The sequence below is a fragment of the Streptomyces sp. NPDC031479 genome, from assembly GCF_055581065.1.
Genome location: NZ_JBVIKC010000005.1, coordinates 1 through 13,560, shown reverse-complemented (window position 1 = coordinate 13,560; position 13,560 = coordinate 1). Strand labels below are relative to the sequence as shown.

Genomic DNA, 13,560 nt, shown 5'->3' with positions numbered 1-13,560 from the left:
ATCGGGCGCGGCCCGCACACCAGGAGCCGGTGATGCGTTCTCCTCATCAGCGGCGCCGACTCGGCCGTGAGCCGTAGTGCCGCCCTTCTCCGGCTGATGCGGAGCCATCGGTCACGCGGCATGCCCCTGGTTCACTGCCGGGCCATGTGCATGCGCATCTCGCTGTCCGCATCGGTGATGAGTTCGCCCGACAGGTCGATGGTCACGGTGTGGAGTTCGCCCGTGAACCGGAAGGGTGACGGGTAGTCGGGGGTCACCGGCTGGCCGGGGTTGGCACCGCAGGTCATCCCGCCCGGGTTGAACATGACGGGCGTGGTCACCGGGAACTCGGCCACCGCGACCAGGTGACGGTCGATGTAGAGCTCAGCACGCCCCGGTGCGCCCTTGCCCGCGGCGAGATCGGGCTTGCCCGTCGGTTCGAACTCGAAGCGCAGTTCATGCCGGCCCGCGGGTACCGGGTCCGTCGTGGACACCGTGTAGAGGGCGCGCGAGACGTAGTTGTGAACGTACGTCAGCTTGCCGTCCTTGATGTAGAAGCTCCATCCGCCGGCCATCGACCCCTGGCTCATCAGTACGCCTTCGGCGCCGTCGGCGGGGATCTCCACATCGGCGGTGATGCTGTGCGGACGGTTGAGGACCCTGGGGGCGACGGAGGGCGGCAGCGACTGGGTGCCGGGCCGGAACGTGTAGCTGGTCCGTGCCTTGCCGATCTGTGGACGTTCCGTTGCCATCCGCGCCAGCGCGCTTCCGTCGACCGGCAGCACTCCGTACTTTCCGGCCTCCACGTACCACAGGGAAATCAGCTCGATGGTCTTGGCGTGATGGTCCGAGGAGACGTCACGGGTCTCCGCGAAGTCCTCGTCGATGTGGTAAAGCTCCCAGGCTGTGGCGTCCAGTTCGGACAGCTTCTCCGCGCTGATGGGCGTCCCGAACGGCTGCTTCGCCTCGGTGAACGACGGGCCCGGCCAGGGACATACGGCGCGCCAGCCGTCGTGGTCGATGGCACGGTGCCCGAGCATCTCGAAGTACTGAGTGCGGTGGAGGCTCGGTGCGGCAGGGTTGTCGAAGGTATGGGCGAAGCTGACACCGTGCAGGGGGGACTGGGTGACGCCCTTGATGGTGTCCGGCGGTTCGATGCCGAGGATGTCGAGCACGGTGGGCACCATGTCCACGAGGTGTGCGTACTGGGTGCGCACCTCCCCTCGTGCCTTGATGCCGGCAGGCCAGTGGACGAGGAACGGGTCGCTGGCGCCGCCGCGGTAGGTCTCCCGCTTCCAGCGCCGGAACGGCGTGTTGCCCGCCCAGGTCCAGCCCCAGGGGTAGTGGTTGAACGTGGTCGGACCGCCGAGATCGTCGATCGCCTTCAGGCTCTCCCCGAGCGGTTCGGGAGCGTTGTTGAAGAACTGCGCCTCGTTGGCCGTCCCGGTGACGCCGCCCTCGGCGCTCGCCCCGTTGTCGGAGACGACCATGATCAGCGTGTTGTCCAGTTCGCCGATCTCCTGGAGGAAGTCCAGCAGCCGACCGATCTCGTGGTCGGTGTGGGACAGGAAGCCGGCGAAGACCTCCATCATGCGCGCGGCGAGGCGGCGGGCGTCGGGAGACAGGGACTCCCATTCGGGGACGTCCGGGTCGTGGCGCGAGAGGACGGCGTCGCCGGGTACGACACCGAGCCGCTTCTGGTTGGCGAAGGTCACCTCGCGGTAGGCGTCCCAGCCGTCGTCGAACTGTCCCCGGTAGCGATCGGCCCACTCCCGCGGTACGTGGTGCGGCGCGTGGGTGGCGCCGGGGCAGAAGTGGAGGAAGAACGGCTTGTCGGGAGCGACCTGCTTGGCGTCGGAGATGAAGAGCTTGGCCTTGTCCGTCAGGTCCGGGGTGAAGTGGTAGCCCTGTTCCGGCGAGGCGGGGGGCTCGACCTGGTGGTTGTCGTACACGAGTTCCGGATACCACTGGTTGGTGTCGCCGCCGAGGAATCCGTAGAACCGCTCGAAGCCGCGGCCCAGCGGCCAGCGGTTGTAAGGTCCTGCGGGTGACTCCTGGGCCGAGGGCATGAGGTGCCACTTGCCGAGCATGTACGTGTTGTATCCGTGCTCCAGCAGCATTTCGGACAGGAACCCGTTCTCGAACGGGATGTTGCCGTTGTAACCGGGGTAGCCGGTGGCCAGCTCCGTGATCGCCGCCATCGCGTTGGAATGGTGATTGCGACCGGTGATGATGCACGAACGCGACGGCGAGCACAGTGCCGTGGTGTGCATGTTGTTGTACAGCAGTCCGCCCGCGGCCAGACCGTCGAGGCGGGGCGTCTGCATCGGACTTCCGTAGCAGCCCAGCTGTCCGTAACCCGTGTCGTCGAGCACGATCGTCAGCACGTTGGGTGATCCCGGCACCGCCCCCGGCGGCTCGGGCCATGCCGGGCTGGAGACGTCCGTGGTCCGCCCGATCACTCCGGAGAAGGCGCTCCCCGGCTTGTACTCGTTCACTGGCATCGTGCCCGTCCTTCCTTCCTGCCGACCCGTGCGGACGGTTCGGCAGCTGGGCCGATGTGCACGGAGCGGCGGGCGGCTGCGCAGTCCCGCCGGTCGATTCCGGCTCCGGCGGTGTCCACCACAGATCGGCTGCCACAGCAGGGGTTCCATGCGCGCTCTCGGCTACCCCTTGAGCCGTTTCGAGACCGCTCCACCGGCGACTCGTGGCACCCCGAAGAACCGTTTGCGGGACTCCGAAGTCAGAATTTCAGTGACGCGAACCCGCGTGAGGATGTGCTTATGCGGCCCTGCGGCCGAAGTGGAGGTCCAGTTGCTGGCCGACCACGCGTAGAGCACCATAATTATGGTAGGTGCATCAGGAGATGGCCGCCACTGGACCTTCCGAATGCTCGTCAATGGCTGCCCAGGTGCGAAATTCCGGTGCCTGATCAAACGGCCGATCGAGGCGATTACAGGCACGGCATTCAGAGATTCGCCAAATCCCCGCCTTCCGTGCGGCGTTTCGCAATCCAAAGGAAGAGAACATGACTACGCCTGCTATCGAGCCCGGCCTGAAGGGTACTCTGCCACCGGAGGAGTACACGACGAAGACGATGCCTCACTGGGGGCAGACCTACGACGGGGCAATGGCCGGTTATAGGGCCATGGACTACGTGTCGGTAGCCTTTGCGACCGATGCTGAAAAGGCAGCCGCGCTGATCCCGAAAGAGCTGGAACTCATCGCATTTCCAGCCTTGCCCGGAATGGCGTCGGCGAACCTCGTGTTCGCCAAGTATCGCGAATGTGACCTCGGCCCCTACATGGAGGTGATCATCTCGATCTCGGTCCTCCATCAAGGCCGCCCCTACGGGTACGTCCCCGCCATCTACGTGGACAACGACGCGGCCTTGCTGGCCGGGCGTGAACTGGGCGGCTACCCCAAGAAGATGGCCCGGATCACGATGCGCAACTACGGAAATCTTTTCCTGAGTCAAATGTCTCGCGGCTCGATCCAGACGAAGACCGTGGATCCCAACTTCAATGATCTGGCCTCCTCCTGCGTCACCAAGGGCAACAAGCTGTTCTCGGTACCGTTGCCGGCCGACAGGACAGACGAACTACCCTATCCCTACAATCTGTTGCTGCCGTTGCCCCCTTCGACGGGAGAACCTCAGGACTACGTTCTGCCGACAGTCGCTTTGAAGCGCTTCCCGGGCGTCGGGCCGGGACCGAACGGCCACGCCGGAGCCGAAGTGCTCCAGCTCGTAGGCACCCCCTGGCACATCACGCAGGCGGACGTCTACGCCGGCGACGCCGCCAGCATGGAAATCTACCCGTCCGAAGAGGATCCGATCGGCCGACTCCTGCCGTGCAATGCCGTACTGGGCGCATTCGTCCTGCAAGGCTCCATGTACACGAAATCCGACGAATGGGTGGTCCTTGAAGACCTGAAGAAGAATAATGCGGCATAACCGAGCCCTCCCAATGCCGCCAGGAACACGCCTTGATGCGGGCGCATTCTCGCACAGCGGCATGTCTGCCGCCCGATTCGCGCCTGCCTCGATCTGAACTGTCGAGGGGAGGACGCACCTGATGGCTCGCCACTGGTACCCGCTCGCCGAAATCGGAGACAGTTTCCTCATCTCGGCGCCCTTCCGCTACGAACGCTCGGTAGAGACCACAGCGCCGGCCGAGCGGATATGGGAAATCCTGACCGGCGAACAGCTGGTCGACTGGGTGTGGGCATTCACCGGCCTGAACTGGAACTCGTCTCGCCCATTCGGCGTCGGCACGGTACGCGATGTCACCTTGCTGAAGTTCTTTACCGCAAGAGAACGCTTCTTCCGCTGGGACGAAGGGCGCCGGTACACCTTCAGCGTCTACGAGGCGTCTCGTCCCGGCTTGCGCCACGCGGCGGAGGACTGGACCGTCGAGCCCACGCCCTCCGGCTCACGCCTCACCTGGACGATGGCGATCCAGCCGACCCCCCTGGTCGCCCCGTTGCTCTGGGTCAGCAGCCCGGTCATCAAACTGGTCCAACGCCACGCCCTGCGCGCGGTCCGCACGCACGTCCGCGGCTGACTTCCGGGCCTCCAGCCCCAGGGACGCTCCGCCCACGCGACTGCGCGCCCCCTCTGTGAGCGGCGACACAGCGAGAAGCCGGACCACGGGCGTACCCTCTGCGTAATTCACCCCCCTTTGATGCGATGCAAGGGGCGGGAGAGCCCCGTGTCGACGAAGAGGCCGTCCGCGGGAATCGCCCACACCGCGGAGGGCTCGAATGCTGCGCCTGGCATCCCTGGCAGATATCCGTGTGTGCGCGGTGGCCAACGTCCTCAGCCCGTACGAATGGCGGAGGCTCACCCCCGAAATGGTCAGCCGCCGCGCGCTCGCCGCGATCGACGACCCCGAAACGACGGACCCGGTACCGGTGCCCCGCCATGACGAGCGGATCGATCTGCTGGTCGATTCTCTTGTGCGCTGCCGGTGGCGCTCCCTCACGGCCGAGGCCGTGAGCCGCCAGATCGTGACGGTGCTGGACGCCTGCCATGACGAAAGCCGATGGTTCGAGATCGAACTGCGCTGGCTGTCGGAGCGGGACCGCTGAAACACGGCGAGGCCGGTTTTTCGATGTCGATGTGTACGGGCTCGCCCGGGCGAGCCCGTATGTATCGGCGGACGGGCTCGCCGCTGGCCCGGTCCAGGGTCGGGAGGGCGGAGTCCGTGCCGGGCCAGGATCCGGTGCGGCGGTAGAATTCCTCCCGGCGCAGGTCACGGGCCCTGATCCCTGCCGCCCGAGGCCACGCAGACGCTGACCGCATGGGGCCCGACGCGCCCGGCGAGTGCGGCAAACGCTTCTCATGTCCGCATGTGATGGGCAGAGCTGGGATGATTTTCGGCCCCGCCAGGGTGGTCCGCGTCATCGGACAGCGACCGCGCACTGGCGGCGCGGTGCGCGCGGCGGGTCCTTACGTCCTCTCTGCGTGATGTCGGTTTGCTCCGAGTCCGCCGTTCCCTCGAATGCCGGAGTGCAGGGCGGTAGGGCGTTCCACCGGCGAGGTGGCAGAGACGGCCACGATGAACTGGAAGTCCGTGTCCCGCCAGCTGAACCATTTCGGCGGGATCTGGAGCACGGGAGGATTCTAAATGGCCTCGCATAGTGCAGGAGCTCAGCGCACCGTCACGGGCGGTGAAGTCGCCGTATCCGGCTGGGTGGCATTCGCCGCGATTATGATGATCTTCGGCGGTATAATGGCGATATTCGAAGGAATAGCCGCCATCGCTCAGGATGATGTGTTCGCTGCCACTCGGAATTTCACCTTCCAGTGGAGCCTCACCGGCTGGGGCTGGCTGCACCTCATCCTCGGAATCGTCGTGACGCTGGCGGGCTTCGCCCTGTTCAAAGGGGTTGCGTGGGCCCGGGTCGTCGGCGTCATCGTGGCGGGTCTGTCGATGCTCGCCAACTTCGCGTGGTTGCCCTGGTTTCCGTTCTGGGCCATCACGCTGATCATCGTGGACGCCGTCATCATCGCGGCCCTGTGCGCCGCCCCGCACAGGGATGCTTCGGCCTGAACCGGCTGCCGGTCCTCCGGACTTGTGCAGGTCCGCCCCGCCGTCTCACGGTCGAAGGGACGGCATCTGTCACCACCTCCGGACAGGCACTTCGGCCAGGATGCGGGCCGTCAGCCACCGTGCGAGGCTGCCCTTCGGGGCCGCCGTCCCCTTCGCCGCCGTCATCTTCATCATCTGGGCGCTCTGCGCCCGGCCGGTGAACCGGCGGGCTCGTCCGAACGTGAGGTCTCGGAATCGTTCGGCCGCCGAAGAAGGCGCTCCACCTCGAACGGCGATTCATCGAGTGAACGGAAGGGCAGACATGGCATCACCTGACACCGACGAACTGGGGCCGGTCGACTACCTGGTCGTCGAGTTCCCGCCCGCCACCTCGAACTTCACCGGCGAGATGGCCAAAGAGCTCGACAAGCTGGTCACCTCGGGGATCATCCGGGTCCTGGACCTGGTCATCCTGACGAAGGGGGCAGACGGCGAGCTCGACGTACTGGAGGTCGACGACCTCGAAGACGCCGGTGAATTGCGCGCCGCGGAGGCGAAGCTGGCCGGCCTGCTCGCGGAAGAGGACGTCGTCAATCTGGCCGCCGCCATGGAGCCCGGTACCACAGCCGGGGTACTGGTCTGGGAGAACGTGTGGGCGGGGCCCTTCGCCGCCGCCGCACGCCGCTCGGGAGGCCAGCTCATTGCCAACGGACGTATTCCGATCCAGGCCATCCTGGCCTCGATCGAGGCCGACGAAGAAGGAGAATGAAATGCCCCTCGGACCGATGCGCAGAGGGCGGCGTGGGGTCATCGGAGCCCCCGTCGCTCGCACAGCGGCCGTCGTCGGCACGGCAGCGGTCGTCGCCCACGGGGTCGGTCGCCGCAGTGACCGTCGTGAGGACCGCCGGGACGACCGGCAAGACCGCCGGGAGGACCGCCGAGACCGGCGCTGATCCGAGCCTCACGGCCGGTCCGGGACGGCACACGCTCCCTTCCGGCCGCCCGGATGCCGAGGTCGGCCAACGACCGCTATGGGTCCGGGAACCGGTCCTGAGGACGCGGTCGCGCAGGGGACGGTCCGTGCCGGTCATCCACCGGCCGGGCCGGTGCAGCGCAAGCCGATGTTGCCGGTGGAGGAGTCAGGCGTGTCGGACATCCGGGCGGGGACCCGATAGCGGGGGCAGTACGAAGAGTGGCGGAGGCAGGAGCCCCCGCGAAGGGCGCGCGCGGTCCCGGTCGGTGGGCCGGGCGGGACCGCGCGGGGGCCGGTGGCGTGCCCGACGGTGTGGAACCGGTCGGCCGTCCACTCCCATCCCAGAGGCCGCCGGTCAGCAGTTGGTCGGTATGAGTCCTGAGAGACCAGGGGACAGCTGACCGGACACGCGAAGCGTTGTACGCTGCCGAGAACGCCCTTGACCTGCGGGAAGCAGGCAGGGAGCCGACAATCCGGGAGTTTCTCCATGCTTCGTACCATGTTCAAGTCCAAGATCCATCGGGCCACCGTCACCCAGGCCGACCTGCACTACGTCGGTTCCGTGACGATCGACGCCGATCTCCTCGACGCGGCCGACCTGCTGCCGGGGGAGCTCGTGCACATCGTCGACATCACGAACGGCGCGCGGCTGGAGACGTACGTCATCGAGGGCGAGCGCGGTTCGGGCGTCATCGGGATCAACGGGGCCGCCGCGCACCTGGTGCACCCCGGGGACCTGGTCATTCTGATCAGCTACGCGCAGATCGAGGACGCGCAGGCGCGGGCGTTCTCTCCCCGTGTCGTCCACGTCGACGCGGACAACAGGATCATCGAGCTGGGGTCGGACCCGTCCGCCCCGGTGCCGGGCACGGACCAGGAGCGCAGCCCCCACGCGGTTGCTGTCTGAGGGGAATCGGGTACATGGCGATCGAACTGCTGGACGAACGGAAGGCCGGGCGTCTGCTGGCCGTCGAGGACGGGGCGGTGGTCGGGTTCATCGCCTACTTCGTCCTCGCCGCCGAGCCGCACGCGCTGGTCGCGGTCCACACGGTGGTCGAGCCGGGCCACGAGGGCCGCGGGATCGCCGGGGACCTGGTGGGGACCTTCTACGGGATCGCCGCCGCCGAGGGCGTCCCGGTCGTCCCGCTCTGCCCCTACGCGGCGAGCTGGGCCGCCAAGCACCCCGACCGGGCGCCCGTGGCCCCGGCCGGTCTCGTGGAGGCCGCGAAGGCGCAGCTGGACGCCGACTCCGGCCAGTGGTGACGGGGCTGACGCTGCTCCACACCTCCGCGGCGCACGTCCCGGTCTTCGACGCGCTGCGCGACCGGGACCACCCGGGAGCCGTGCTGCGGCACCTGGTGTACCCGGAGCTGCTGGAGCGGGCCCGCGCAGACGGTCCGGAGTCGGTGGCCGAGGACCTGCGCGGACCGCTCGGGGACGCGGGCGGGCCGGTGCTGGTCACCTGCTCGACCCTCGGGGCCGTCGCGGAGGCCCTGGGGCCCTCCCTCGGCGTCCCGGTGCTCCGGGTGGACCGGCCCATGGCGGCGGAGGCCGTCCGTACGGGCCCGCGGATCGTCGTGCTGGCCACCGTCGAGTCGACCTTCGCGCCGACCGCGGAACTGCTGGCCGAGGAGGCCGCCGGCCGAGCGGTGTCCGTCCTTACGCGGCTCGTCGAGGGGGCCTGGGAACTCTTCGCGGCCGGGGACACCGTCGGTCATCTCGCGGCGGTGGCCGCGGCGGTGGACGCAGTCACGGACGCCGACGTCATCGTCCTGGCCCAGGCCTCCATGGCCGGGGCCACCCGGTCGGCCCGCACCCGCGTACCCGTCCTCTCCAGCCCCGGACCCGGCCTGGCCGCGGCCCTGCGGCTGCCCGGAGCCGACAGCACCCCCGCATCCCCGGCCTGACCGGCCTCCACGCGGGACGGTGCCCCCGGCGGAAGCGGCCCGCCGGGGGCACCGCCGTGTCCGGGGGGCATGGCGGAAGGGATCGGGGGAAAGTGGGACTCATGGAGCGAAAAGCAGAGCAGACACAGCCCCCGCCGCCCGAGCCCGACCCGGTTCCGGCGCCCTTCCCGCCGCTCCCGGACCCGGAGCCCGTGCCGCGGCCGGTGCCGCCGGTTCCGGCGCCGTTCCCCGAGCCCGATCCGGTGCCCGCGCCGCCCGGCCCCGCTCCGGTCCCTCAGCCGGGCCCGCTCGGCTGAGGGTCCGCGCGGCCCGAGCCCCCTCGGGCGGGTGAACCCGTACGTCAGTCCGCGCGAACGCCGTCCCACTGTTCGACATGTGCCCAACTCCAGCCGCACGGCGGCCGGTTGTGGCCCTTGTCAGCGATGTGGGGCGGCGTTAGGTTGTGCGGTTCCTGATGTCTTCAAGGGGGCTCCCATGGGTGTACGGGGCCGGCACCGCCGGTACCAGCCGAGCAGCATCAACCGGGCCTCGCTCGCCGTCACCGCGGGTGGCGCGGGCATCGCGCTCCCGCTCATCGGGGCGGGGGCCGCGCACGCCGCCTCCGTGGACACCTGGAACAAGGTCGCCGAGTGCGAGGCGACCGGCGACTGGAAGATCAACACCGGCAACGGCTACTTCGGCGGGCTCCAGTTCAGCCAGAGCACCTGGCGGGACTTCGGCGGCACCGCCTTCGCCGCCCGCGCCGACCTGGCTACCAGGGACCAGCAGATCGCGGTCGCGGAGAAGGTGCTCAGGGGGCAGGGCCCGCAGGCCTGGCCCGTCTGCGGCCCGCAGTCCGGACTCAGTCGCAGCGGTCCGGCGCCCGCCACCGCGGGGCCGGCGTCGCCGAAGCCGGCGCAGTCCCAGGCCAAGCCGGACCAGGCCAAGCAGTCCCAGGCCAAGCCGGACCAGGCCAAGTCGGCACAGCCCGAGCCGGCCCGGCCCGAGCCCGCGCGGACGCAGGCGCCGATGGACCGGCTCCAGGCGACCAAGGCCACCACCGGGACGCCCGTCGTCATGCCCCGCCCGACCGGCACCTCCGTCCTGCCGAACCCGTACGTCGTCGCGCCCGGGGACTCGCTGTCGACGATCGCCGTCGAGCAGCACGTCGAGGGCGGCTGGCAGGCCCTCTACGAGACCAACCGGAGCACGGTCGGCGGCAACCCCGACATGATCTTCCCGGGGCAGCGGCTCACGCTCCGGGTGACCACCGCTCCCGCGGCGCCCCCCGCGCAGAACCCGGAGAAGCCGCCGCGCACCGCCGAGCCGGTCAAACCCGTGGAGCCCGCCGGCCAGGCGAAACCGGTGGAGAAGCCCACGGAGAAGCCCACCGCCAAGCCCGCCGCCAAGCCCGCCGAGAAGCCGGCGGAGAAACCTGCCGAGAAGCCCGCCGCCAAGCCCTCAGCGGAGCAGAAGCCCGCCTCGGGCGGCTTCACCGCCCCCGTCGACGCCGCCCTCGGAACGGCCTACCACGTCGCGGGGTCCTCCTGGTCCAGCGGCTACCACACGGGCGTCGACTTCCCGGTGCCGACCGGCACCAGCATCAAGGCCGTGGGTCCGGGCACGGTGGAGTCGGCGGGCTGGGCGGGAGCCTACGGGTACCAGGTCGTCATCAAGCACGCCGACGGCCGGTACTCCCAGTACGCCCACCTCTCCGCGCTCGGCGTCAAAGCCGGCCAGCAGGTCTCCGGCGGCCAGCGGATCGGCCGCTCCGGCTCGACCGGCAACACCAGCGGGCCCCACCTGCACTTCGAGATGCGCACCGCCCCCGGCTACGGCTCCGACATCGACCCGCTCAAGTACCTCCGTGGAAGGGGCGTCGGCATCTGACCCCCGCACGTGCGGCGGCACGGCCGTGAGCAGCACCAGGCCCGCCGCCGCCACCACGGCGCTCGCCAGCGCGGCCACGGCGCCCGCGGTGCCGTAGCGGAAGCCCTCGTCGAACAAGGAGATGCCCACCGCCGCGGCCACCGCCGGATTGACGACGGTCACGGTGGCCAGCGGCGCGGTCAGCCCGGCACCCCGGTAGGCGGCCTGCGAGAGCAGCAGCCCGCCGGCCGCCAGTACGGCGATCGCCGCCAGGTCCGGCCACAGCCCGGCCGACATGCCCGCCTCGAAGTTCTCCGCGACCGACTTCGTGAACACGGAGGCCATCCCGAAGGCCGTACCGGCGGCCGCCGCCAGCAGCACGCTGCGCAGCACGGTCCGGTGCGCCCGCCGGGCCGCCAGGAACAGCACCGCCGCCCCGCCCGCCGTCACCGACAGCAGCAGGATCCGTTCCGTGCCGGCCAGGGCCTCCCGGCCCGCGCTGTCCCCGCCGGTCAGGGTGAGGAGCCCGGCCAGGCCGGCGGTGGCCAGGACGGCCCCGCGCCAGGCCGCCGCGCCCGCCCGGCGTCCCACGAAGAAGGCGGCCATCGGGAGGGCGAAGACGATGGTCAGCGCACCCAGCGGCTGGACGAGGCTCAGCGGCCCGTACGCGAGCGCCAGTACGTGCAGCGTGGCGCCGAGTCCGTTCAGGGCGACCGCCGCCCACCAGCCGGCCCGGCGCAGCGGTGCGTAGGAGCCGTCCGGCGAGCTCGCCGCGACGTGCTCCTGGACGATCGCACCGCTCGCGTACGCGACGGCGGAGACCAGGCAGAGGAGGACCGACAGGGCCAGGGCGCTCATGCATTCCACGATGCCGCACCCGGGGCCGCTCTTCATCCGCCCACGGGCTCCTTGATCGGCGAGCGAGTCATCCTCCTGGCATACACCGGAAGGAGTACCTACCGTTTCGGGCGGGGGTCCGTCGCGAACTGCTGCGCCACGCTGCGGTCGTTCACGGAGCGCGGCATCCGCGGCGCCCCGTGGGCGGTGGCCGTGTCGCGGAGCGCACGGAGCGTTGCGAACCCATCCATACCGTGACAGGGGGCTCGCGGTCGGTGAGGCGCACGGATACGGGTTTGGTCCCGGGCGTGTCGGCTCCGTACAGTGGCGGTTTTGGGACCTCCGCAGCAGGCGGACGCGGACGAGCGAACAGGGAACGGCAGCGGCCATGACGGTGACCGAAGACAACCACGCATACGGGCCGGGCATCGACCCCGAGCGGCTGGCCCTCTGCCTCAGCGTGCTCGACGAACTCGACAAGATCGACGTCGACCACCCCGACGCCATCACCGTACGCCGCGCCACCGCCGGCCTCTACCGCACGGTCAAGCAGCGCCGCCGCCAGGAGCGCCGCGCCGCCAAGACCGCCAACGACAAGGCCGTCACCGAGGCGACCGCGACCGGCTCCGCCGAGCGCATCGACGACGAGACCGAGGGCATCCTGCCCTCCTCGGTCACCGAAGCCGGCCGGATCGCCGGAATACTCCAGCGCCCGCGCTCCTGCTACGTCTGCAAGACGCGGTACGTCGAGGTCGACTTCTTCTACCACCAGCTCTGCCCGGAGTGCGCCGTCGAGAACCGGACCAGGCGGGAGGCCCGCGCCGACCTGACCGGCAAGCGCGCGCTGCTCACCGGCGGCCGGGCCAAGATCGGCATGTACATCGCTCTGCGGCTGCTGCGCGACGGTGCCCACACCACGATCACCACCCGTTTCCCCAAGGACGCCATCCGCCGCTTCAAGGCGATGGAGGACTCCGCGGACTGGATGCACCGCCTGGAGGTCGTCGGCATCGACCTGCGCGACCCGGCCCAGTCCGTGGCGCTCGCCGAGCAGGTGGCCGCGGCCGGTCCGCTGGACATCCTGATCAACAACGCGACGCAGACCGTGCGCCGCCTGCCCACCGCGTACGCCGCGCTGGTCGAGGGCGAGAGCGCCCCGCTGCCGGCCGGTGAGCTCCCCGCCCACCACGTCATCGGCGCCTTCAACTCCGGCGCGGTCGACGGCCTGGCGGCGCTGCCCGTCGGCGTGAGCGGGCTGGAGGCCCAGAAGGTCGCCGACCTCGCCCTCGTCGCGGGCAACGCCAGCCTGGAGCGGCACCTCGCCGGCACGGCCATCGACGCGGGCGGCCTGCTGCCCGACGTCGTGGACTCCAACACCTGGGTGCAGACCATCGACCAGATCTCCCCGGTGGAGCTGCTGGAGACCCAGCTGTGCAACTACACCTCGCCGTTCATCCTGATCAGCGCGCTGCGGCCGTCGATGGCCGAGGCGGCCCGGAAGGCGTCCAGCGGGCGGGCGTACGTGGTCAACGTCTCCGCGATGGAAGGCGTCTTCAGCCGCGGCTACAAGGGCGCGGGTCACCCGAACACCAACGCCGCCAAGGCGGCGATGAACATGGTGACGCGGACCAGCGGCCAGGAGATGTTCCAGACCGACCGCATCCTCATGACCTCGGTCGACACCGGCTGGATCACCGATGAGCGCCCGCACTTCGACAAGCTGCGCCTGGCCGAGGAGGGCTTCCACGCGCCCCTCGACCTGGTGGACGGCGCGGCCCGCGTCTACGACCCGGTCGTCCGGGGCGAGGCCGGCGAGGACCTCTACGGAGTCTTCCTGAAGGACTACGCGCCCGCCAACTGGTAGGACCGCCGCCGCGTTCGCGGCGGTACGGGTGAGGAGGGGGGGGGGGGGAAAGGGCGCCCCCCCCCCCCCCCCCCCTTTTGGTGTGCCGGGCCCCCGAGGTGGTAGGGCCCCGCCGTG

11 protein-coding genes and 3 pseudogenes are annotated in these 13,560 nt (G+C 69.9%); 10 read left to right on the top strand and 4 right to left on the bottom strand.

The window, feature by feature from the left end; genetic code table 11:
* Nucleotides 1-131: 131 nt before the first annotated feature.
* Nucleotides 132-2,483 (bottom strand): arylsulfatase, encoded by a 2,352-nt coding sequence (locus ACZ5D2_RS07855; protein WP_371675573.1) that lies wholly within the window; start codon nucleotides 2,481-2,483, stop codon nucleotides 132-134.
* Nucleotides 2,484-3,007: 524 nt separating this feature from the next.
* Between ACZ5D2_RS07855 and ACZ5D2_RS07850 the strand changes: the two genes are divergently transcribed.
* The 3 genes from ACZ5D2_RS07850 (at nucleotide 3,008) to ACZ5D2_RS07840 (ending at nucleotide 5,070) form a co-directional block, all read left to right on the top strand.
* Nucleotides 3,008-3,934: an acetoacetate decarboxylase family protein gene (locus ACZ5D2_RS07850; RefSeq protein WP_371675572.1), complete on the top strand. Its 927-nt coding sequence runs from the start codon at nucleotides 3,008-3,010 to the stop codon at nucleotides 3,932-3,934.
* 121 nt (nucleotides 3,935-4,055) lie between these two features.
* Nucleotides 4,056-4,544 carry an SRPBCC family protein gene (locus ACZ5D2_RS07845; protein WP_371675571.1) on the top strand — a complete coding sequence of 163 codons (489 nt, stop codon included), beginning with the start codon at nucleotides 4,056-4,058 and terminating at the stop codon, nucleotides 4,542-4,544.
* A gap of 199 nt (nucleotides 4,545-4,743) precedes the next feature.
* Nucleotides 4,744-5,070: a hypothetical protein gene (locus ACZ5D2_RS07840; RefSeq protein ID WP_468927992.1), complete on the top strand. Its 327-nt coding sequence runs from the start codon at nucleotides 4,744-4,746 to the stop codon at nucleotides 5,068-5,070.
* Between the two features lie 16 nt (nucleotides 5,071-5,086).
* On the opposite strand, the pseudogene ACZ5D2_RS07835 reads toward ACZ5D2_RS07840, so the two are convergent.
* Nucleotides 5,087-5,207: pseudogene (locus tag ACZ5D2_RS07835) on the bottom strand (IS481 family transposase); the annotation flags it as partial.
* Nucleotides 5,208-5,609: 402 nt separating this feature from the next.
* Between ACZ5D2_RS07835 and ACZ5D2_RS07830 the strand changes: the two are divergent.
* Together ACZ5D2_RS07830 and ACZ5D2_RS07825 are read left to right on the top strand one after the other, a co-directional pair.
* On the top strand, nucleotides 5,610-6,035 hold the full coding sequence (locus ACZ5D2_RS07830; RefSeq protein ID WP_468927989.1) for a DUF7144 family membrane protein: 426 nt from the start codon (nucleotides 5,610-5,612) through the stop codon (nucleotides 6,033-6,035).
* Nucleotides 6,036-6,336: 301 nt separating this feature from the next.
* Nucleotides 6,337-6,783, top strand: a complete 447-nt coding sequence (locus tag ACZ5D2_RS07825) for a DUF6325 family protein (protein WP_402508632.1) — start codon at nucleotides 6,337-6,339, stop codon at nucleotides 6,781-6,783.
* Between the two features lie 318 nt (nucleotides 6,784-7,101).
* Here ACZ5D2_RS07825 and ACZ5D2_RS07820 read toward each other — a convergent pair.
* Nucleotides 7,102-7,326 (bottom strand): annotated as a pseudogene (locus ACZ5D2_RS07820) (SUMF1/EgtB/PvdO family nonheme iron enzyme); the annotation flags it as partial.
* Between the two features lie 148 nt (nucleotides 7,327-7,474).
* Between ACZ5D2_RS07820 and panD the strand changes: the two are divergent.
* The 4 genes from panD to ACZ5D2_RS07800 all read left to right on the top strand — a co-directional run bounded on the left by panD (nucleotide 7,475) and on the right by ACZ5D2_RS07800 (nucleotide 10,763).
* Nucleotides 7,475-7,894, top strand: coding sequence for an aspartate 1-decarboxylase (gene panD / locus ACZ5D2_RS07815; RefSeq protein ID WP_266845734.1), 420 nt, complete (start codon nucleotides 7,475-7,477; stop codon nucleotides 7,892-7,894).
* A gap of 14 nt (nucleotides 7,895-7,908) precedes the next feature.
* Nucleotides 7,909-8,250, top strand: coding sequence for a GNAT family N-acetyltransferase (locus tag ACZ5D2_RS07810; RefSeq protein WP_371675561.1), 342 nt, complete (start codon nucleotides 7,909-7,911; stop codon nucleotides 8,248-8,250).
* Nucleotides 8,244-8,894 (top strand): aspartate/glutamate racemase family protein, encoded by a 651-nt coding sequence (locus ACZ5D2_RS07805; RefSeq protein ID WP_468927984.1) that lies wholly within the window; start codon nucleotides 8,244-8,246, stop codon nucleotides 8,892-8,894. The genes ACZ5D2_RS07810 and ACZ5D2_RS07805 overlap by 7 nt, the downstream gene beginning before the upstream one ends.
* Nucleotides 8,895-9,368: 474 nt before the next feature.
* A complete protein-coding gene (locus tag ACZ5D2_RS07800) occupies nucleotides 9,369-10,763 on the top strand; it encodes a transglycosylase family protein (protein WP_468927981.1) in 1,395 nt (464 codons plus the stop codon).
* 24 nt (nucleotides 10,764-10,787) lie between these two features.
* Here the strand turns inward: ACZ5D2_RS07800 and ACZ5D2_RS07795 are convergent.
* Nucleotides 10,788-11,600: pseudogene (locus ACZ5D2_RS07795) on the bottom strand (DMT family transporter); the annotation flags it as partial.
* 367 nt (nucleotides 11,601-11,967) lie between these two features.
* Between ACZ5D2_RS07795 and ACZ5D2_RS07790 the strand changes: the two are divergent.
* Entirely contained in the window at nucleotides 11,968-13,443 is a 1,476-nt protein-coding gene (locus tag ACZ5D2_RS07790; protein WP_371675557.1) for an SDR family NAD(P)-dependent oxidoreductase, read from the top strand.
* Nucleotides 13,444-13,560: the final 117 nt, after the last annotated feature.